We start from the raw sequence: 20,156 nt of genomic DNA on the forward strand, positions 1-20,156 counted from the left end.
TCATATGCATGTCTGCATTGAGGACCTTTTGTTTTTCTCAAAAAACTAGGACTTACGCGTTTGAGTACAGTTCGAAGTGCAATCGAGGAGCGGAGTACGCTGTAGTATATGCTACCGCGTCGAGCACCGCAGATTGCAAACGAAGAAATGTGCCAAACGCGTAAGTCCTGAAAAAACAAAAAAACCGCACGTATTTCACAATACTGCGGTTTTTGTTGTATTCCTATCGTTCAAAGAATGTAAGAGCCTGACCGATCTTTATGCCACGACCCGTGCGTCCGATGCGGTGGATATAATCCTCGTACGTTTCCGGCAGATCATAGTTGATCACATGTGTGATCCCGTCAATATCAATGCCTCGTGCTACGACATCCGTCGCCACCAATATATGCAACTTGTCATCACGGAAAGATGCAAGCGCTCTTTGTCGTTGTCCTTGCGACATATCACCATGGATTGCATCTGCACGAAGTCCGCGCTGATACAATTTTTGCGCCAATCTCTTGGCACCCATTTTTGTGCGGCTGAAAATCAATGCTTTGTAACATTCTTTTTTCTGCAGAACAGTGTGAAGTTTTTCCAACTTATCCTCATCCTTTCCCACAAAGATCACATCTTGTTTTACATTTTCCGATGTCGGTCGCGAAGAAATTTCCACCGTCACGGGTTTTTGCAAATAATTCAATGTCAACTTTGCGATCTTTTCATCCATTGTCGCAGAGAAGAAAAGGGACTGGCGTTCTCGCGCCACTTTGGATAACAATAATGTAATGTCATTGATAAAGCCCATATCCAACATACGATCCACCTCATCTAACACGACATTGTTGACCTTTCCGAGATGTAGCGCATTGCGTTGCATCAAGTCCTTGGTGCGACCCGGCGTGCCGATGATGATCTGTGCAATCTTGCGCACACTGCGAAGCTGTTTGTGCATCGATGTACCACCGATACAAACGATCGTTTGAATTTGCATGTTTTTTGTGAACATCTGACATTCCGCATCGATCTGCAATGCCAATTCTCGCGTCGGTGCAAGGATCAATACCTGTTGATGCGGGTCAAGACAAATTTTGTGTAATAGCGGCAACAAGAACGCTGCCGTTTTACCCGTACCCGTATTGGCAATCCCGATCACATCGCGACCAGTCATTGCATGAGGAATTGCCTGATCTTGAATCGGTGTCGGATGCTCATATCCGCGATCGACAATGTTTTTTTGCAACTTTGGATGCAAATGAAAATCAACAAAACGATTTTTTGACACGTATTGTTTTGCATCTTCATTCTGTGCTGTCGCCTCTTTGATAAAAACTCTGTGATCATACACGGGAGTTTTTTTCTTATTGCGTCCGCGACCGCTTGTCTGTCCTGAAAATTTTCCACCGACAAAACGAGATGGCGTCTTTTTTTGATATGTTTTTTTTCTGTCATCAAATCGTTGTGTACGTCGATCAGAATTTTTGTATTCTGTGCGCACATCTTGTATGATCGCAGATGCTCTCGAAGAATCCGTTTTATGTGTATATGGACGTGTAACACTGCCCCCATCACTCGTAGCACCTCGTTTTTTAATTCGTGATGCTCGACCTCGATCAGTCACAGGACTTTCCGTTCTTTTCCATGGTTTTGCGCTTGTGCCTCGTGACGCACGATCTTGTGTGCCCTCACTTTTGTGTGCATACGGACGTGGAGAACTACTCCCTGCGGTACCACGCTTCTTAAAACTTGATCGTTTCTGTCCGCGATCATCCGCAGAACTTCCCGTTTTTTTCCATGGTTTTGCACCCGTGCTTTTTTGCACACGAGTACTGCTGGCATGGCCAGTTTTTCGCGCTGATGGTTTTTGACCACCGCGTTCACTCTTTCTATACATAGTGTTCCCTGTTTACATAAATTACTCATAAACCCAAACACGCATTTCCCCAAAATCTATGAGTAAAAAATGTTCAGATCCAGATGTGCGCTAAAAAAACGCATCATTCGAGGATCATTTCAAAAAGTATTGTATAGCACCTATAAAAGTGCCCAATGAGACTCGAATGCCCATTATAGCACAAATATGTGGAAAAAGCAATAGTCGTATGAAAAACATGGAAAAAAGCCTCAACCACTTCTTTCTTATGCAAATCGCTATACTGTTCTTTTGCGCAAGATCGCGATATTATCTGATGAGATCTTTGTCAATTTTTTAACAGTATACCGTTCAAAAAATCCGACAAACTCAAATTTACCATTTTTTTCCACGAGTAATTTGAATTCCTCCGGCGACACGATCTTCACATCATCCCTATCGGCAAATGTCATTTTTTTACCATTGTCATTGACCTCCAACGTAAGCACTTGCGTCACAGACTGTGTCACGAGATCTTTTGGGATCAGTTGGTATTTTGTCTTCACTGCAATTTTCCCTCGTCGCATTGTCCATTGATGTAATTTCCAAAACGTCGGATCCGCCCAATTGATCGTAAGATTCTCAATAAGATAAAGCCCACCAACAGCGAGACTGTCCGCTACAGAATCCAAATGAGAGGAAAGTTGAGCATTGTTCTTAGCATAGACGATCGATCCCATCATGATGTATGCAAAATCAACTTTTTCCTTCAAGGAAAATTCATTCATATCCGCTTTGACCGTTTCTATATTCACATTCTTCTGCACGGCCTTATTTTTCAGATATGCAAGCATCGCAGAACTTCCATCAAGGCCAATCGCTCTGTATCCCCTCTTTGCCATCTCCTCAAGTTGCAAAGCGGTGCCACATGCAACATCCAAAACAGACGTCACTTTTACATCGCTATATTTTTTGATAAATTTTTCAAACAGATCCGCCTGCTTTTTGGGATCAATAAAGCTAAAGGCAATTTCATAGTATTCTGCTTGTTTGTAAATTTGTGATTTCATATTATTTGTTATTAGTCGCTACACCAACTTCCCCGGTTTTTCATTTCAAACTACTTTTGATCCTATCCATAAGAGGTTTCCATACCGAACCACTCTTCTTGATACTGGATTCTCTCGTGCGAGCAACCTCCTCTGTTAGATATGCTTCATAATATACAAGAGCAAGCGGGATGTAAAATTTGGTAGATTGAACCTCTCCACAATTGTGTTGTTCAATTCTTCTCTTCAAATCATTCGTTGATCCTTTATAAAACCAGTTCGGTTCTTTTTTTGACTGAAGAACATAAACGTACCACATATTAAACAAAACGAAATTACTATTTATTTCATTATTTTAACATGCAAAATTCAAGATTACTAAAAATATTTCTCAAATTCGCTCGCGAGCGACAAAGAACCTAAAAATTGTGTAAAAAAGTAGAAGTTCTCACGTGACGTGACCTACCACAATGCAGATAGAATATCTGTGGCGGGCCACGTCGCTCGCGAGCGACGTGGCGGGGACGACCGGGCTCGAACCGGCGACCTTCTGCGTGACAGGCAGACGCTCTAACCAGCTGAGCTACGCCCCCAATATAAAATGTAAAATCAAAAATTAAAGATCAAAAATCACTTTTCCTTTCGTAGAGTTATAATACTCTTACCAAAAATCTTTGATATTTCATCCAGTTCCGAGAGAAACCAATCGATCTTTTCAGCCTTTACTTTACCACTATCTCTCAAAAGTGCAAACCAGTACTTGCTCTCATTTGCAGATTTCAAAGATATTGCAAAAAAATTTGTATACTCTTTTTTTGATACTGACGACTTACCCTCAATATAATTTGCCATGATGCTTGTCCCGGAGCGAAACAGTTGATCCGCAATTTTACGACTCGTTAGATCGACCTTATCCAGTGAATCGATAAAATTGATCAGCTTCAATGTAAATTTATATAATCTCATCTTGAAATAATCTCCATTGTTCTCTTTTTGATCTTTCATCTTTAATTTTTTATTTTTCACCGTACCAGGGGTGAGGATCGAACTCACGACCTTGGGCTTATGAGTCCCACGCTCTAACCGACTGAGCTACCCTGGCCTGCCTAATTTTCTACCCCCGTTATCAGTTGAAAAAATAACACAGTCAGAAAATTTGGCAGGCTGGCCTGCCTAATTTTCCATCCCTGTTATCAGTTGAAAAAATAACACAGTCAGAAAATTTGGCAGACCAGTTTTTAAAGTTAAAAAGCCAAAAGTGCAAAGTATATGCTTTATAAACTTTTTTCGTCATAGACGAATCCGCATTTTGCAGAAACTTTTCACCTTCAACTAAGCGTGTTGCGGGAGCCGGATTTGAACCGGCGACCTTCTGGTTATGAGCCAGACGAGCTGCCAGACTGCTCTATCCCGCTATATATACTAAACAGAAAAACAGTAAACGTGTACAGGGAAAATTGTACCATCTGACGATAATATTGTCAATCAAAAAAGAAATCTCACAAAACGTCGATGCTTTGCAAAAAGTATTTATAGACTTCCAAAGCATTTTTTGCCTGTTCTTGGGTGATCTGTACATTTTCCTTTTGTACGATTTTGTTGCTCAGCGCATGCACATCACGCACCGCATCAAGCGACGAGAGACTCCCTTGCGGGATACGCGCCAAACGCTCGGCAAATGTACTACCACCATATCCCTGCACTTCCAATGATTTGTATACGAAATGATCCGCCTCCAGTATGGCGGCTAGATATTGTTTGGTATCATCCGACCGCAAACGATCAGTGATCGCACTCCATTCCCGCATATCATTTTTCTTGCTCGTTTTCTTTGCACCGGTTCCCATACGCATACTGCGCAATTGTTTGCGCACATTACCCAAATGGATCAAAAGGATCACATCCACAACCAAAACGGTGGAATAAATTACAAGAAAGATCTTTATGAATAAAAAGAGACCGCTGTGTAAAAATGCCACAAAAAGATTTTGTGCCGTAGATCCTAAAGTGACCAAAACATCTTCCATACTCTATTATGAATTAATTTCAAACGTATATCCTGCATTCAAAATTCCTTCTTCATCAAACCATTTGCCCATCAACTGTCCTCCGACAGGAAGTTGTATGCCATCGCATGTCATTGTGCCTACCGGGATCGAAAGTCCCGGTACACCGACAAGGTTTGCCGTTACTGTATAGATATCCGAAAGATACATCTTGAGCGGATCATCGCATTTTTCACCGATCTTAAACGCAACCTCCGGCGCTGTCGGCGTGAATACATAATGCACTTTTGTAAACGCATTCTCGAAATCTTTTTTCAAAAGCGCGCGAACCTTTTGCGCCTTCTTGTAATACGCATCATAATATCCCGCGGAAAGCGTATACGTCCCCAACATCACACGTCTCTTGATCTCCGGACCAAACCCCTTACCACGCGTTTCCATATATTGTTCCAATACGGTTTTTGGATCGATGCCTTGTGCCCCACCAAACCGTATGCCATCGTAACGCGCCAAATTTGAGCTCAGTTCTGAAGGCATGATGATATAGTATGTTGCAAGCGCATACTCGGTGTGTGGTAAACTGATATCCACGATCTCTGCACCAAGTTCTTTGAATTTCTCCACACTTTGCATAAATACCTCTTTCACACCATCATCCAAACCCTCGCCGAGGTATTCTTTTGGGATACCGATCTTTACTCCCTTGATATCGCCAATACAATAATCCTCATACGACTTATCGCCACTTTGCGCGCTCGTCGCATCTTGCGGATCATGTCCCGCGATCCGACTGAGCACGATCGCCGCGTCTTCCACCGTCTTGGTAATTGATCCAACCTGATCCAAGCTTGAACCCATTGCGATCACACCATACCGCGACACGCGTCCGTAGGTTGGCTTGAGTCCCACGACACCGCAAAAGCTCGCCGGCTGGCGAATTGATCCTCCTGTATCGGTGCCGAGTGCCCACACCACTTCATCACTCCCTACCGCTGCAGCGCTACCACCACTTGTGCCACCAGGTACACGCGTAGGATCAACAGGATTTTTGGTCGGACCGTACGCACTGTTTTCTGTAGTACTACCGCATGCAAACTCATCAAGATTTGTTTTGCCGACGATCACTGCATCACTTTCTTTGATTCGTTTGGCAACTGTAGCATCATATGGTGCAATATAATTTTCCAATATTTTTGACGCCGCAGTTGTTATCGTGCCAGCCATACAGATATTATCCTTCACTGCACAGGGAATGCCTGCCAACAGATCGATTTTTTCACCATTTTTGATCTTTGCATCCACTTCTGCTGCTTTGTGCAATGCCTGTTCTTTTGTAAGGCTAAGAAAAGCATGTAACTCGCCGTCCTTTTGATCAATTGTTGCAAAAGATCTTTCCGCAAGTTCAACAGCAGTTACCTCGCCTTGTACTAATTTTTCATGTAAATCTCTGATCATATATAATTTCCAGTATACTACTAATTTATAATACGCTTTGCACCTTAATATATCCGTCCTTCTGACGCGACACATTGTCCATCATCCGCACCTTCTCTTCGATAGATGGCTCCATGATCGCATCAGCACGATACACATCCGTCATACCGGTAATATGCCCGATTTCCTCCACATCATCCGTATTCACTTCTTGGAGTTTTTCAAAATAATGCAATACCGAGGAAAGATCATGACGATATGATTCATTTTCCGCATCCGTAATACTTACACGCGCCAAAAGAGCAATGTCCTTGATATCATCATTTGTTAGTTCCATACGTCATTTTTTTATACATTACACTGTTCTTACTATACGCAATATTTTATACGAGAGCAACAGATCACATTTACATCACAGAGGCCTGATCGTCCGATATTTCTTTAAGCAGTGGCTCGACATCTTCATCGATCGTACTCTTAAAATCTTGCCATTCTTGTTCTCCGGACGTATCGCCATTGGATTGTTGTGAGCCTTCATATGCCATGATACCGAGAAATGCCAACAGCCCAAAAATACACATGAGGAAAAAGATTATCAATGCATAAAAAGCAAATACCGATCCAACAACGATTTTGCGCGGACCTTCATCCGTATACACCACGACGGATTTTGCGATCATATCATGCAACCCCTGTTTTTTGCTTGTAAAACCAACCATAATATATCCAACACACAACGTGATCCCCGATACCAATTTTCCAATTGTCTCCCGCAAGATAATACTTCCCAAAGTCAGTGGTTGTCCATCCTCTGCCACAACGCGCGCGCCGACTGCCATCTTTCCCAGCGTTGCCTGATATTTATGTGTCATAAAGATATAATATCCCCACCCGATGATCATACCCACGATCGTTGTGACTATTCGCGCAAGAATCTCCATAACGTGCGTTTTGTCCATTGCTGCAAAAACACCAAACATGATGCTGAGCGGGATAATAATGACCATCGACGCAAAGGATATGACAAACCCATCAATAATGCGTGCCGCAAAACGAACCCAAAATCCGCCATAACGTACACTCACCTGTGGAACATCACTTGTTGTTTCCATATTTTTTTATTATTACTTACTTTATAAACTTTCTCCTTTATAAACTTTTTACTCCTTTTAGTATACCATATTACGCAACTCCTCCTCAGAAATGATTGCAACACCCAGCACTTGCGCTTTTGCACGCTTTGATCCCGCCTTTTCTCCCGCAACCACAAAATCCGTTGCACTACTGACGCTTGACGCAATTTTTCCTCCGGCCGAGCGGATACGCTCTTTTGCTTCATCGCGCGTCATAGACGACAATGTACCTGTAAGTACGAATGTCTTACCGCTTACCGCTGCATTCACTTTTTTTTCTTCGATCACGACCCGTACACCGCTATCATGCATGCGCATAAGCATCTCACGATGCGCTCTGTCGGTAAACCACGCCACGAGACTTGCCGCACTGCGCGTACCGATACCATCAATGCATTCCCATTGCTCTTGTGTAGCCTGCGCAAAAACTTCACTGAGCACAGCGAGATCAGTAATTTTCTTTTTGGTGATCGTAGTAAGATGGTTGGCGATCAGCACCGCCGTTTCCTCTCCGACATAGCGAATGCCGAGTGCAAAAAGAAATTTTTCCAGAGGAACGCTTTTTGCGGATGCAATCGATGTAATCAGATTTTCTGCAGATTTATCGGCAAACCGATCCAAATGGTCCACGTCACCGATCGTGAGTTCAAAGATATCCGCTGCATCCGCGATCAATCCTTCGTTCATGAGTTGCTCGATGATCTTTTCACCCAAGCCGTCAATGTTCATGCCTTTTTTGGATACAAAATGACGCAACTGTTCTTTTTGGATCACAAAGGAATTTTTATTCTTGCAATAATACGCCGCACTCTGCTCCGTATCTTTTATGCCGATCGCTTCTTTAACCACATCCCCGCCACATACTTTTACACATTCTTTATACATATCAAAATCCTGTTCCGCACCCGTGCGCATATTTACAAGAACCTCGATAATTTCCGGGATGATATCTCCCGCTTTTTGAATAACGACCGTATCGCCGATCTTGAGTCCCAATCGCGCGATCTCATCGCCATTGTGCAATGTCGCACGACTGACGGTTGTACCGGCCACAGACACAGGTCGCAGATGTGCAACCGGCGTCAACACGCCCGTGCGTCCCACTTGCACACTGATATGCTCCACAACCGTTGTTGTCCGTTCGGCAGGAAATTTGTACGCAATGGCAAATCGCGGTGATTTGCCCGTATACCCCAGTTTTTCTTGCGTATCCCGCTCATTCACTTTGATCACGATGCCATCGATCGCATACTCTTGATCATGCCTTTTATTGATCCACGATTGATAGACCGTTTCCACAGAATCAATCGTGTCACACAACACATAGCGTTGGTTAACTTTAAATCCCAACTTTTGCAGGAGTTCCAATTCACCAATTTGCGTGGCAGGCACTGTGAGATTCTCTCCATTCCCACCGATCCAATCGATATCATAAACAAACATCTGCAATTTCCTGCTGGCGGCGATCGTCGGATCCAATTGACGGATCGATCCCGCTGCCGCATTGCGCGCATTGGCAAAAAGCTGTTCACCTTTTTTTGCGCGCTCTTCGTTTATACGCAACAACTCCTTTTCCGGTAGCCACACTTCACCTACGACAACAATATCCACCGACTGTGTCAGCATAAGTGGCACGCTGTGAATTGTGCGGATATTGTGTGTCACATCTTCACCGATCACACCATCGCCGCGTGTCGCACCGCACACAAGCACACCCTTTTCATATGTCAAGATCACTTTGAGTCCGTCAATTTTGATCTCTGTGCAATATATCGGTTTTTTATGGATGCCTTTTTTTTGCATCATGCGCATGATCTTTTCTTCCCATTTTTTGAGTCCTTCATGATCAAAGAGATCATCAAAAGACCACTGCGCCATCTTGTGCTTGGTTTTGCGAAATTTATCAAGCGGTTTGCCACCGATGCGTTGTGTCGGACTGTGTGGACTACATAGTTCGGGATACATGCTTTCCAATCCGCACAGTTCATCCATAAGCGACGAATACACAACATCATCCACTGTCGGATCATCTTGCACATGATAAAGGATGCGCAATCGATCGATCTCCGCCATCAACTTTTCCATGCGCCTCAGCGCCTGCTCTTTTGTCATTTTTATCACCATAATATTAGTATGTTAGACACGCTATGCTTTAGATTCGTAGACCAATAGACGCGCTACGCTTTAGATATGTAGACTGGTAGTATCTAAAATTATCTACTTGTCTAAAACGCAATGTGTCAAAAGCGTAGCGTGTCTAAAACGCAGTGTGTCTAAATGTCTAACTCATATTCTACACCACAACGACAAAAATCAAAAAACCCTCACAAAGAGGGTTTTTATACGCAGATGTGCTCCTTACGGTGTATAGCATTTTGGTTTCAGATTTTTTGGATCACTCTGTGCATCAACACATAAGCGATTGACTTCGTTATCCGTAAGTGATCGGTCCCACATGCGCAAATCATCAATCGCACCCATATAAAATCCTGTCGTATGATCCTGTGTACCGACATACAAAACCTCGCTTGGCACAGTCATAGATGTTCCTGATAGATCCCCTTTCTTCTGTTTGTCATCCACGACGATCTTTACTTCTTCACCACTTTTCCATCGCCCGACAATATGATGCCAATCCGTATTATCGATCGCATCCTCAGAACATGCCTCTTTATTTTGCACCATAAAACACACTTTACCGGCATCTAGATATACTTTATACCCATCACTGCTTGCATATTGCGATACGAGCGTGCCCGTGGAGCTTGCGACATCTTGCTTGATCCACAGAGAAATTGTGACACTATCGGTAAAATCGATCTTATTTTCCGTTGCTTTATCGACACAATTAAAATCATCAATGCCACAATTATTATCAATGTACATTGCCAGATAATCCGTGCCATCAAAATAGATTGCTTCTTGTGCATCATCGCCATACGGACTACCGATCACAGCGTCCTCCACCACAAAACCATCCACCCATGCTTCATCTTTTTCCGGTTCCATAAAGTCTGTACTATTAGCCTCACACTCTGGAGAGAAGTCTACGACATTCCCCATTTTTGTGCCATCCGGTAGCGTGACCTTCACTGAATCTTCTTCCGGGTGGCACAGCGTCAAGACATGATCGTTTTTAGAAGAATCTTGTGCGATATACGCCTTTTCATCCTCGGTGAGTCGTGAATTGATCGCACGATCTTCAAATGACCAGTGTGCCACAAGTCCCCGCGTCAAACTGTCACGCAATTTTACAAAAACCGCACGCACTGCCGTGCTATAGTTACCGGCAACTTTGAACCGCGCCACATCTGCCAATTGCGCGTCACAATGTTGCAATGGTACCAAGTCAGAAGCCAAAACATCTTTTCTGAGATCCCATCCGGAATCATGTTCAACAACGGGATTTTCCATATATGCAGAAATGATGAACTCTGTATTCTTGTCACCGATATGCGCGGGAATTTCTGCAGACGGTCCGTCAACACATTTATAAACACCTGCACCATAGATCTCATTCAATTTACCCGTCAATACACTAAGCGTATCGGTCTGCTCCAAATCCTTGTATAGCTGTTGAAGAAACTCTTCCATGCCCTTATCAGCTTGTTGAAATGCCGTTGTGGAATTCACAGAAATGTTGGCACTGCGTCGCTCCACCAACGTCACCGCCGCGACGGAAAAAGCCGCGATCAAAATGAATGATAAAACGATAAGTGCAAAAACGACAATGGAACCTTTGTGATATTTCATATCATCTAATTTAATAACCTAAAAACTAAGATCTGGCGGATAATCTCGTAGTGAGACAGAGGTTTGAATATAGATTGGCTGATCTCTCCTTTGTTCATAGAGGATATTTGTGCTCGACGGCAACACAGACATACCGATCGTCACGCGTCCGATCGTATCGGTTTTTTGGGAATCAAGTTGATCCATATAGCGCGTTGGTGCAGTCCAAAATTTCCCCGTAACATATCCGCTGGTCAACCGCTCCAATTTATAATCCGGACTACTCGGTACATACGTCGCATCTTTCGTACATTCCTCAATCTGATCAAAGCCAATTCCTACCATAGATTCGACCCATAGCGCACTATCATCATATTTGCTTCCTGCCCGACCCTCGCCTGTCGCAAAATAAAACCGCATACACAATTCTTGCGAAAAATCATAAAGTACTAACTTGTTTGATCCATCAATACGCAAAAGAGAAAAATCATCCGTGTTCCCCTGTGCACTCGCGAATTGTGCCGGATCACGCAAGTCCTCATTATTCCTCCCCAATACCGTCGCCGTGCGCAATGTCTTTGCCATGTAGTTCATCGCAAATTGCGCATTTTCCAGATCATTTTGCGATACACGCGCATTTCGATATGCCTGAATTTGCCGTGCAAAGATGCCCACGATCGCCGTCATGATGATGAGAAAAATGAAAATCGACACCATGAGCTCGATAAGCGTAAATCCTTTTTTGCAATTTTTTATTCTCCAATTATTCATTGTATGATTTTTCATAGTTATCAATCGCCATAGTTGATCCATGACGTCAGTCGCGTTTGCGCATAGACACATCCTTTTGCGATCATGCAATCCTTTTCAATATTTGCTTTCGTCGGGAAATCCGCGCCGCCAAAAACCACCACACTTGTCACATTCGCGATAATCTCATCTGGTGGCGTTGCTGCATTTATCGGGCCATTATTGGACCGATCGTATTCTATGTAAATCTTTCGACGCAAGCCGGTTTCAAGAAACGTATTTCCTCCGGATTGATGCGTATACATACCGGTTGCCGTGTTGAGATAGATCTCCGATGGAGAGTTATTACACAAAAACTTAGAATCCGTCCCCCCAGTGTTATAGTCGATCGTACACTCAATGATCTGTGATCCTGTAATTGATGGAAATCCGTATTCTTGATCAAATGCCGTGCACCGCTCTGAACCGGTTCCGCATGTTGACTGCGTCACGTTATTATCTCGCACATTGCGCACCAACTCCGTCCCTTCTTGCGCGAGCAATGTCGCGATCACCGCATCACGACTGTCATGCAAATCTCCCACGCTTCGCACAGTCAGATAGATTGCATCCACAATACCCACAAGCAAAATAAACATCGCCACCATCACCTCGCCGATCGAAAAACCTCTTTTGTTTTTTTTATTATACATAAATTTCAATAAAACGGACATGCAATATCACTATCATTGAATCCCAACTCCTCTATAAGTCCGGTCGAATATACACAGACGTGGAATTTTTTGTCTTCATTGTTCTTTTTAATCACAAAATCAGTGCCCGTACTTGGGACTGTTTCCTGCGTGCCGCTGTCATAATATTTGCCATAGGGCACCGTAAAAATTACATGATCACTTACGCGACCCCTACTGTCATGTCCTGTAATGCTCATCCCATTGGAAGAAACATCCTCTGACAAAAAAGGGACGCCATATGCGTTTACATCCGTGTCCGTCGGACAAAATGTATCTATTGTACGCTGTGTTCCCCGAATGCTATAACCACTACTACCATTCAAAATAAATGCAAAAGAGCATGGCAACATGTCATTGTCACGCTGGCGACCTGTCAATGCGTTATTTTGCGCCTCACGCACAGCAGCAGAAACTTCTCGTCCGACAGCCTCAAGCTCTTTGGTCGAACGATCCTTAAATGAGATCACAAACATCACCATCGTCATAATCACAATGATCGCAACGATAATGACCATTTCCAACAGTGAAAAACCTCGCCTCGTCCGTATTTTTGTTTTATACATATGTGTATTATCCATATGTCCCTTATTATATCATACACAATTCAAATTTGCACAAAGACGCGCAGATCACATCACAAAAAAAGCGAGATCATATGCGGATAGACATTTTGCACGACAAATGCCGCACCCAGACCAAAGATGAGAAACGGACCAAAAGGCACTTCCGTCTTGAGAGATCGTTTTTTGATCACCATAAGACCGATCCCATAGATCGCACCCACGCAAAACGCTACCAAAAGTGCGATAAACGTGCCGATCGGTCCCAAAAGAAGTCCTATGGCAATCGCGATAAACGCATCCCCATATCCCATCCATGTTTCATCGGAGATATAACTCAATCCAAAGAAAAAACAAAACGCCACCACTGCACTCATGCCATGCGTAAAAGAAACACTACTCCACACATCCGTCCAAAAAGCGTCAATATGAAGATCTCGTGTCATATTTGCAACGATAAGCAATGCAATAGCCATCCACATCACATTCATGGGAATTTCCATGTATTTCCAATCATACACAAAAATAACGACCAGATGCGCAAACACAAAAGCATACAGCACCGCAACAAGAAGATGATCAATTGATCCATGCACAAAAAAAGCACCAACAGCACCAAAGATCGCTCCCGTAGCAAACTCGACCAACGGATATTGCATCGAGATTTTCTTTTGACATGCGCGACATTTGCCACGCAATAAAATATAACTCAAAACCGGAATGTTATCTTTCCATGCAATATTTTTTTTGCACTGCGGACAGTGTGATTTTTGCACGACCAATCCCTCCCCTGTGCGCAAACGGCAAATCACCACATTGCAAAAACTCCCAATCACCAACCCATAAATAAAAAAGAGAATTATATAGATCATATTTATTACATATCCACTTTTGACTTTTGCATTTATACTTTTTACTTTTGCCTTTTGACTTTTGACTTATCTAGCATCCTTCATCGCTGACAAAACCGATCTCACTGTACGTGATGCTTGTACAATTTCCCGCGTTTCCCGTTCCCGGGGTGATTACAATCTCAAAATGTCCGTCAAAATCACATTGTATCGGCACTGTGACCGCACCAATATGTGCATCATCAGGATACACGCTATCAGCCAGATCCGTATCACTGCAAATCGCCACAGTAGAGCCTGCATTGACCGCCTTACTTTGGATGTCTCCATTCTCATCACAGCACATAATACCCGCCTTGTGGATCGTTGCCGCACTCGACTTGAATGAAGCGTCCTTTGCCTTATTACGTGCATATCCCAAGGTCGTCAAGATGATTGACGCCAAAATACCAATGATCGCTATTGTGATCAAAAGCTCGATCAATGTAAAGGCTTTTTTGGTATGCATAACGGGAAAACAAAAAATCACACCTCCCCTTTGCTATTATCATATCATATACATCCAAAATTCATAGCATACACAAAACAACAATATATCTTTTTTACTATAAATAGGCACGGTGTTTGAACTCTTTGCTACTTGAGGGAATGAAAAAAGTATCCATTTGCCAAAAAGATTTATCATGTTTTCTCAACATTAGATCAACTATTTCTATTGGAGAAAAACCCCGCTCTTCCATATATGCACACATTTGATAATATTTGAGGCTATCGTTTGTAATTTGAAAGTTATAAGTCTCCAATATTATCAATTCAGCAGATCTGATAATTTCTTTTGCGCCCTCTAAAATTGGTATTTCAAATCCATGTGTGTCAAGTTTCAATAAATAAGGACCTTTCAACTGTCTTCTTTTGATCTCATTGTCAAGTGAAATTGCGTGTACTTCAACGCCATTTTCAAATGGTGTATCGGATGCCAGTCCTCCAAACTTAGCATGATTATCAAAATAGATTTTTCCATCTTTTTCGCCTGCTGCTGCAACTATAAATTGGGCATTTTTATTTTTGTGAACAAATTTATTGAGGTCATCAGTGTGTGCATCTTGCGCATCTACAAGTAGATAATCTGCCTTCGGAAAAGTTTCCATGCAAAGTTTCGACCACTGGCCATTGGATGCACCTATATCAATAACAGTCTTGGGGTTTATTCCTCTCTGAGAACATCTTTTCAGCCCACCCCTCATTGTTAAATTTTCACCATGAATCTGACTATGAATGAATTCGGATGTTTCTCTTTTAAAATTTAAGATACTGTTTATCATAATATTTATGTTTATAAATTATTTTTTATGTCATTCCCGCCCTCCACAGGCGGATAAATTCCAGCGGGAATTTTGCTTCCCCCTTGTCATTCCCGTGAAAACGGGAATCTTAGCCCTTTTCCAATAAAATATCTTCATATAATTGTATGTATTTTTTTGCGACAATTTTTGAGTCAAATGTTGCCACTACTTTTTTCCTTGCATTTACTCGGAGATCCGCACAATTTTCATTATGCAAGATCCATTCAATGCCCTGGGCCAGATCCTTTGTGTCAAAAGGTTTTGCCACATATCCATTTTTTTTGTGATCGATCATGTCACTGTTGCCACCAATATCAAATCCCACAACAGGCGTCGCGCATGACAAACTCTCCATGATGGCATTTGAGAGATTTTCCTGTAAACTCGGTACCACCATCACATCAGCGGCACTATATAGGTTCACCAACTCCATATCATTGTTGATGTGTCCCAAGTAATGTGTTTTAAAACCAAAATCCTGATCTTGATCCTCTTTGGCATTTCCAAAAACCACCAGCTCGATATCATCCGACTGCAATTGATGCAATGCGGCGCATAATTCTTTAAAGCCTTTTCTGGGATCTTCTGTAGAATTTACTGCGCCAAACAGCACAAGCTTCTTATCCTGTGGCAAATTGAACATCTTCCGTGCCTCGGTTTTTTCCACTGCACAAAACACCGTCGTATCTATAGGATTTGGCAAGTTGATGTGCCGGTGATTTTTGAGCAGACTGCTTTGCTTGGAACACTCCGTCAACCATTTGCTTAAGCCGACTATGGTCAAATTTTTCATTTGAGAAAAAACATCACTCTTTCTTTTGAAAATTTTTCTACTGAGGTCTTTCTCTTTTTTACTGCGCAATACTTTGCAATTTCCGCATTGCGCATGATATAAACCACATTCATCATCATAATGACATCCGCCCGTAAATGCCCACATATCGTGCAATGACCACACAATAGGTGCGTTGATTTTTGACAGATCCTCTATTTTTATCATGCCCAGACAGATCCAGTGCAAATGCACAATATCAGGATCAATCTCATTGATACGATCCACGATGCTCCTGTGAGGAAACCATGAGGAACTGAAAAATGCTTTCGTCTTATTGCGATAGGGATACAAATGAATCGCATCTATAATTGGACGCAAGTTATTGAAAAATTTGTAAATTTTGGATTTTTCAGTTATTACAGTCTCATCATCGCTCCTTTTGTACTGCACAAGCATCTGACTATCGATGCCCTGACCTAACAACGAACGATGAAGTCTATGTGCCGCCCGTGCCGCACCACCATAAATATCAAATGTATTAACTATGAGTATTTTCATTTTATAATTGATCTCTTTATAGATTTTAACGTAGTCTCCATAAATTTCAAAATAGGAAAAGAAAATTTTGATAACTTCTCAAAAAATCTTATTTGAACCCAATTTTGGTCTTTAACTTTGACCTTTTGAAAGATCGTCGCATGACTTCCTGCCAATTTCCCAATCACTTTGAGCCCCATCATCATCGCAAAGAGATTGAATGTGTATCGGAAATGAAAATTTTGAGGCAGATGACACTTGATAACGGGGAAAAAGCAATTTGCGATGATCAAATAGCCATCTTTTTTTACGGCTTTTATCATCCCCGCAAAATCCTCTAGAGGATCCGAAACGTGCTCCAAAACATCCGTACTCACCAGACAATCATATTCAAAATCCAATTTATCCACGATTGTGATATTTCCAAATTCCTCCGCTCTTTTTAAACCAAATTCACTTGGATGCGGTTCATAAATATTTACACTGCTTTTTCCATCTTTTTGCGCCACCAATCTCGCCAAAGTGCCGAAACCTCCGCCGTAATCAAGCACGTTTTTTATGTCATGATCGACAATCCAATCACTTATGGCATGACGGTGACCCATCGAAACATCATCCTGCTCTATAAATAATCCGTTTAATAACCAAACCGGATGAGAATAATATCGTGATATTTTCTCAAAATTATTTTTTTTATTATCGCACCCATATTCATCCCAAACCAAATCCATCAAATACCACATTTGCTCAAGATCATCGACCATGCTCGCATTGGCCTTTTGCAATAGATTCACGACCTCTCTCCTTTCTCTTTCTGTTAAATTTTTATCTTCTAAACTGATTTTCATAAATTATCGAGATTGATTATGTGATAAATATATACTGTAAATACGACTTTAAAAAATAGGTTGTTATATCGAAACGCTAATTTTTTTCCTAGCAATAACTACGTTATCTAAGTATAAATTATCATTTTTTGGCAGTATTTTTGATAAAATTGCCCCAACGATATTTACAGGCGCTATCAAAATAATAGTTATCAACACGTTTAAATAATTATTTTTTGTTAATGTTACGTCATATATATATGACGTAACTAACTGAAATATCGTTTCTATTCCTTTGCTCGTTTTTCTACTATCCAGCATCTCAAAACCATGCTCGCTTAAAATATGTTTTAAGCCAAATGATGTATATCTTGCAAAATCATATGGCTTTTCATGTTCTTCCCAAACGAGGGGAACGGTCAATAAAAAAATACCATCTTTTTTTAAAACTCTATTAGCCTCTTTCAAAAAATGACCTGGATTAAACACATGCTCAAAAACTTGACTGGAAATTAAGCTATCAAAACTTGCATCACCAAATGGCATTTTATTACAGTCATAAAAATAATCCGCTTTTTCATTTGGTCTTCCTTCTACATCAAGTCCAATATACTCATCACACACACACAAATTTTCGTATGGCTTTGATCCGCACCCAATATCCAAAACCCTGCCCCTTAAATTTACTATTAGATCTGATACATTCTTATGCAAACCCCTTCTTGAAAAATAAAAAGGATTTATAAACAAACCAACAAAGCTGGGATTGAACTGCTCTCTTTCATATAATAACCTTATTTTTTCCAGCATAACTTTTTCTCAAACAAATATTTTTTAAATAGTTTATAAAAGGATGTATTTCTCTTATAAAATTTTATGATCTTACGCACCGCCAAATCATTCTCTCTCAAAACTGCATCCATTCTTACATTATATGATGAATTAAGACTGTTTTTGAAGATATCACCCCCTCGACAATTATGCCCGCTATCATCAATGCCTATATTATCGACAAAAGTTTTAGCTGGATTTAAACAGAGTCCACCCTGTTTAAATATAGTAGCATACCAAAAAATTGCCCACGTATCATTTTTTTTCATTTTATTGGCGATGATCTGATCCCAAAACCCCGTTCCATTACATACGTTAAATTTTTTGATAGCTTTTTGATCAAATGTGGCAATGATTTTATCAAGATCTTTCTCAAAATATTGCCACCGATCGCGCCATGTTGCCCACCCCCAGCAATTCATACCCCTCCAAAGGAAAACATCATCAAGCCCATCGGTGTCGATTGGATAATTCCATCCGCTGATATGCCACACTTTTTTTTCATTCTCATAATAATCCAATGCATCATTCATAAATTTCAAAAAGTATGGACTCGTGACCAGATCATCTTCCAGCACAATAACCTTTCCATACATATTCACGATTTCCGTAACGCCGTCAATGATGGAATTTGCGAGTCCTTTGTTTTTTTCTTGCTCAATAATCGTCACTTTTTTGAATCCTGTTATGGTTTTGATATATGCACGCACCGCATCCACATCCTCTTGTACTTTTTCATCTCGCGCATTATCGCTATACACAAAAAGATCGCTATCAAGCGCAAGATCATTTTTTTGCAACGCCTCAACCGTCCGTCGCGTATGCTCAGGGCGGTTATATACAAACAATACAATTGGCGCTAAATTATGCATTTTTTTGAGTAACATTGGAAAATATATTATCTAAATTATTTTTTAAGAATTGCGATAATGTTTTGAAATGCATAAATTTCACAAAACACTGGTGAATAGTCTTTTATTTTCAAAAGTTCTCCACCAGGCAAAATTCTATAGAAATTATAATTTGGTAGAAAATCCCAAAAATCTTTAAAATTCGTTCTGCTTATAATATTCATTTCATTGAATTCAAAATGTATAGCATTTATTTGATTATTTTTTATATACTTCTCAACACCTCTCAAAACATTAAACTCATTACCTTCTACATCAATCTTTAATAGATGTATTTCTCTAATATTGTGTTCTTGAATAAACGAATCCAAAGAAATCACATCTACCAAATGTGAGACAGCGTTCCCCTTGTGCAAATCCTCAATAACATTTTTATACAATGAGGCGTGCGAAGACCCGTCATTACAATCATAATCATATAATTTCATCACACCACTCTCATTTCCCACCGCTACGTTATATGCAGTGAAATTATCACTCTTTACTTTGTTAATTAATTTTTGATATGTCCTGGGATGTGGCTCAAATGCAAAAATAATGCTACTATTATTCATTTTTAAAACAGTGGAAGAATAATTTCCAACGTTTGCGCCAACATCAATAACAATTGGGGATTTTTTGTTGTCCAAATATTTCTTGAGCCATATATTCTCGCCAGTTAGATAGCTACTTTTATAATTCAAGACACCCAATCCTCTCAAGCCCAATTGGTAAATTAGTCTATTGAACTTTCTAAATATTTTTCTACAAAATATATATGCGTACAGATTGTATATTTTTTCTATCATTTAGTTTGTTTTTTATTAAATCACACAGATCATCATCTCCACACAAAATATTTTACACCCC

The 20,156-nt window shown here is 41.0% G+C and carries 21 protein-coding genes and 3 tRNA genes; all 24 read right to left on the reverse strand.

The window, feature by feature from the left end; genetic code table 11:
* Positions 1-223: 223 nt before the first annotated feature.
* Complete coding sequence (locus WC819_02585; protein ID MFA5986211.1) at positions 224-1,876, reverse strand: DEAD/DEAH box helicase; 1,653 nt, start codon at positions 1,874-1,876, stop codon at positions 224-226.
* A 257-nt stretch (positions 1,877-2,133) separates the two neighbouring features.
* A complete protein-coding gene (locus WC819_02590) occupies positions 2,134-2,904 on the reverse strand; it encodes a class I SAM-dependent methyltransferase (GenBank protein ID MFA5986212.1) in 771 nt (256 codons plus the stop codon).
* A 40-nt stretch (positions 2,905-2,944) separates the two neighbouring features.
* Positions 2,945-3,202, reverse strand: a complete 258-nt coding sequence (locus WC819_02595; GenBank protein MFA5986213.1) for a GIY-YIG nuclease family protein — start codon at positions 3,200-3,202, stop codon at positions 2,945-2,947.
* Between the two features lie 197 nt (positions 3,203-3,399).
* Positions 3,400-3,476, reverse strand: a tRNA-Asp gene (locus tag WC819_02600).
* Between the two features lie 37 nt (positions 3,477-3,513).
* Positions 3,514-3,888 carry a four helix bundle protein gene (locus WC819_02605; GenBank protein ID MFA5986214.1) on the reverse strand — a complete coding sequence of 125 codons (375 nt, stop codon included), beginning with the start codon at positions 3,886-3,888 and terminating at the stop codon, positions 3,514-3,516.
* A 23-nt stretch (positions 3,889-3,911) separates the two neighbouring features.
* Positions 3,912-3,985 (reverse strand) — tRNA-Met (locus tag WC819_02610).
* A gap of 239 nt (positions 3,986-4,224) precedes the next feature.
* Positions 4,225-4,298, reverse strand: a tRNA-Met gene (locus WC819_02615).
* Between the two features lie 84 nt (positions 4,299-4,382).
* Positions 4,383-4,910, reverse strand: a complete 528-nt coding sequence (locus WC819_02620) for a hypothetical protein (protein ID MFA5986215.1) — start codon at positions 4,908-4,910, stop codon at positions 4,383-4,385.
* 6 nt (positions 4,911-4,916) lie between these two features.
* A complete protein-coding gene (gene gatA / locus WC819_02625) occupies positions 4,917-6,344 on the reverse strand; it encodes an Asp-tRNA(Asn)/Glu-tRNA(Gln) amidotransferase subunit GatA (GenBank protein ID MFA5986216.1) in 1,428 nt (475 codons plus the stop codon).
* A 25-nt stretch (positions 6,345-6,369) separates the two neighbouring features.
* Positions 6,370-6,660 carry an Asp-tRNA(Asn)/Glu-tRNA(Gln) amidotransferase subunit GatC gene (gatC, locus tag WC819_02630; protein ID MFA5986217.1) on the reverse strand — a complete coding sequence of 97 codons (291 nt, stop codon included), beginning with the start codon at positions 6,658-6,660 and terminating at the stop codon, positions 6,370-6,372.
* A 70-nt stretch (positions 6,661-6,730) separates the two neighbouring features.
* A complete protein-coding gene (locus WC819_02635; protein MFA5986218.1) occupies positions 6,731-7,435 on the reverse strand; it encodes an RDD family protein in 705 nt (234 codons plus the stop codon).
* A 57-nt stretch (positions 7,436-7,492) separates the two neighbouring features.
* Positions 7,493-9,568, reverse strand: coding sequence for an NAD-dependent DNA ligase LigA (gene ligA / locus WC819_02640; GenBank protein MFA5986219.1), 2,076 nt, complete (start codon positions 9,566-9,568; stop codon positions 7,493-7,495).
* A gap of 246 nt (positions 9,569-9,814) precedes the next feature.
* Positions 9,815-11,209 (reverse strand): LamG domain-containing protein, encoded by a 1,395-nt coding sequence (locus tag WC819_02645; GenBank protein MFA5986220.1) that lies wholly within the window; start codon positions 11,207-11,209, stop codon positions 9,815-9,817.
* An 18-nt stretch (positions 11,210-11,227) separates the two neighbouring features.
* A complete protein-coding gene (locus tag WC819_02650) occupies positions 11,228-11,974 on the reverse strand; it encodes a prepilin-type N-terminal cleavage/methylation domain-containing protein (GenBank protein ID MFA5986221.1) in 747 nt (248 codons plus the stop codon).
* Positions 11,975-11,979: 5 nt separating this feature from the next.
* The gene (locus WC819_02655; protein MFA5986222.1) at positions 11,980-12,630 is read right to left on the reverse strand and encodes a hypothetical protein; all 651 of its coding nucleotides are present in this window, start codon (positions 12,628-12,630) and stop codon (positions 11,980-11,982) included.
* A 5-nt stretch (positions 12,631-12,635) separates the two neighbouring features.
* Positions 12,636-13,250 carry a hypothetical protein gene (locus WC819_02660; GenBank protein ID MFA5986223.1) on the reverse strand — a complete coding sequence of 205 codons (615 nt, stop codon included), beginning with the start codon at positions 13,248-13,250 and terminating at the stop codon, positions 12,636-12,638.
* Between the two features lie 56 nt (positions 13,251-13,306).
* Entirely contained in the window at positions 13,307-14,104 is a 798-nt protein-coding gene (locus WC819_02665; protein ID MFA5986224.1) for a prepilin peptidase, read from the reverse strand.
* A 70-nt stretch (positions 14,105-14,174) separates the two neighbouring features.
* The gene (locus WC819_02670) at positions 14,175-14,591 is read right to left on the reverse strand and encodes a type II secretion system protein (protein ID MFA5986225.1); all 417 of its coding nucleotides are present in this window, start codon (positions 14,589-14,591) and stop codon (positions 14,175-14,177) included.
* A gap of 97 nt (positions 14,592-14,688) precedes the next feature.
* Positions 14,689-15,405, reverse strand: coding sequence for an FkbM family methyltransferase (locus WC819_02675; protein MFA5986226.1), 717 nt, complete (start codon positions 15,403-15,405; stop codon positions 14,689-14,691).
* 109 nt (positions 15,406-15,514) lie between these two features.
* Positions 15,515-16,759 (reverse strand): glycosyltransferase family 4 protein, encoded by a 1,245-nt coding sequence (locus tag WC819_02680; protein MFA5986227.1) that lies wholly within the window; start codon positions 16,757-16,759, stop codon positions 15,515-15,517.
* A complete protein-coding gene (locus WC819_02685) occupies positions 16,756-17,586 on the reverse strand; it encodes a methyltransferase domain-containing protein (GenBank protein MFA5986228.1) in 831 nt (276 codons plus the stop codon). The genes WC819_02680 and WC819_02685 overlap by 4 nt, the downstream gene beginning before the upstream one ends.
* 63 nt (positions 17,587-17,649) lie before the next feature.
* The gene (locus WC819_02690) at positions 17,650-18,375 is read right to left on the reverse strand and encodes a methyltransferase domain-containing protein (GenBank protein MFA5986229.1); all 726 of its coding nucleotides are present in this window, start codon (positions 18,373-18,375) and stop codon (positions 17,650-17,652) included.
* Positions 18,360-19,283, reverse strand: a complete 924-nt coding sequence (locus WC819_02695) for a glycosyltransferase (GenBank protein ID MFA5986230.1) — start codon at positions 19,281-19,283, stop codon at positions 18,360-18,362. Before WC819_02695 ends, WC819_02690 begins: the two co-directional genes overlap by 16 nt.
* 20 nt (positions 19,284-19,303) lie before the next feature.
* Positions 19,304-20,095 carry an FkbM family methyltransferase gene (locus tag WC819_02700; GenBank protein MFA5986231.1) on the reverse strand — a complete coding sequence of 264 codons (792 nt, stop codon included), beginning with the start codon at positions 20,093-20,095 and terminating at the stop codon, positions 19,304-19,306.
* Positions 20,096-20,156: the final 61 nt, after the last annotated feature.

It is taken from the genome of Parcubacteria group bacterium (assembly GCA_041660065.1).
Classification (GTDB): Bacteria; Patescibacteriota; Minisyncoccia; order Moranbacterales.

What these genes read in the sequence shown, in the direction of transcription:
- WC819_02585 (MFA5986211.1), bottom strand. Translation starts at nt 1,876, where the DNA reads ATGTATAGAAAGAGTGAACGCGGTGGTCAAAAACCATCAGCGCGAAAA.
- WC819_02590 (MFA5986212.1), bottom strand. Translation starts at nt 2,904, where the DNA reads ATGAAATCACAAATTTACAAACAAGCAGAATACTATGAAATTGCCTTT.
- WC819_02595 (MFA5986213.1), bottom strand. Translation starts at nt 3,202, where the DNA reads ATGTGGTACGTTTATGTTCTTCAGTCAAAAAAAGAACCGAACTGGTTT.
- WC819_02605 (MFA5986214.1), bottom strand. Translation starts at nt 3,888, where the DNA reads ATGAAAGATCAAAAAGAGAACAATGGAGATTATTTCAAGATGAGATTA.
- WC819_02620 (MFA5986215.1), bottom strand. Translation starts at nt 4,910, where the DNA reads ATGGAAGATGTTTTGGTCACTTTAGGATCTACGGCACAAAATCTTTTT.
- gatA (MFA5986216.1), bottom strand. Translation starts at nt 6,344, where the DNA reads ATGATCAGAGATTTACATGAAAAATTAGTACAAGGCGAGGTAACTGCT.
- gatC (MFA5986217.1), bottom strand. Translation starts at nt 6,660, where the DNA reads ATGGAACTAACAAATGATGATATCAAGGACATTGCTCTTTTGGCGCGT.
- WC819_02635 (MFA5986218.1), bottom strand. Translation starts at nt 7,435, where the DNA reads ATGGAAACAACAAGTGATGTTCCACAGGTGAGTGTACGTTATGGCGGA.
- ligA (MFA5986219.1), bottom strand. Translation starts at nt 9,568, where the DNA reads ATGACAAAAGAGCAGGCGCTGAGGCGCATGGAAAAGTTGATGGCGGAG.
- WC819_02645 (MFA5986220.1), bottom strand. Translation starts at nt 11,209, where the DNA reads ATGAAATATCACAAAGGTTCCATTGTCGTTTTTGCACTTATCGTTTTA.
- WC819_02650 (MFA5986221.1), bottom strand. Translation starts at nt 11,974, where the DNA reads ATGAAAAATCATACAATGAATAATTGGAGAATAAAAAATTGCAAAAAA.
- WC819_02655 (MFA5986222.1), bottom strand. Translation starts at nt 12,630, where the DNA reads ATGTATAATAAAAAAAACAAAAGAGGTTTTTCGATCGGCGAGGTGATG.
- WC819_02660 (MFA5986223.1), bottom strand. Translation starts at nt 13,250, where the DNA reads ATGGATAATACACATATGTATAAAACAAAAATACGGACGAGGCGAGGT.
- WC819_02665 (MFA5986224.1), bottom strand. Translation starts at nt 14,104, where the DNA reads ATGATCTATATAATTCTCTTTTTTATTTATGGGTTGGTGATTGGGAGT.
- WC819_02670 (MFA5986225.1), bottom strand. Translation starts at nt 14,591, where the DNA reads ATGCATACCAAAAAAGCCTTTACATTGATCGAGCTTTTGATCACAATA.
- WC819_02675 (MFA5986226.1), bottom strand. Translation starts at nt 15,405, where the DNA reads ATGATAAACAGTATCTTAAATTTTAAAAGAGAAACATCCGAATTCATT.
- WC819_02680 (MFA5986227.1), bottom strand. Translation starts at nt 16,759, where the DNA reads ATGAAAATACTCATAGTTAATACATTTGATATTTATGGTGGTGCGGCA.
- WC819_02685 (MFA5986228.1), bottom strand. Translation starts at nt 17,586, where the DNA reads ATGAAAATCAGTTTAGAAGATAAAAATTTAACAGAAAGAGAAAGGAGA.
- WC819_02690 (MFA5986229.1), bottom strand. Translation starts at nt 18,375, where the DNA reads ATGCTGGAAAAAATAAGGTTATTATATGAAAGAGAGCAGTTCAATCCC.
- WC819_02695 (MFA5986230.1), bottom strand. Translation starts at nt 19,283, where the DNA reads ATGTTACTCAAAAAAATGCATAATTTAGCGCCAATTGTATTGTTTGTA.
- WC819_02700 (MFA5986231.1), bottom strand. Translation starts at nt 20,095, where the DNA reads ATGATAGAAAAAATATACAATCTGTACGCATATATATTTTGTAGAAAA.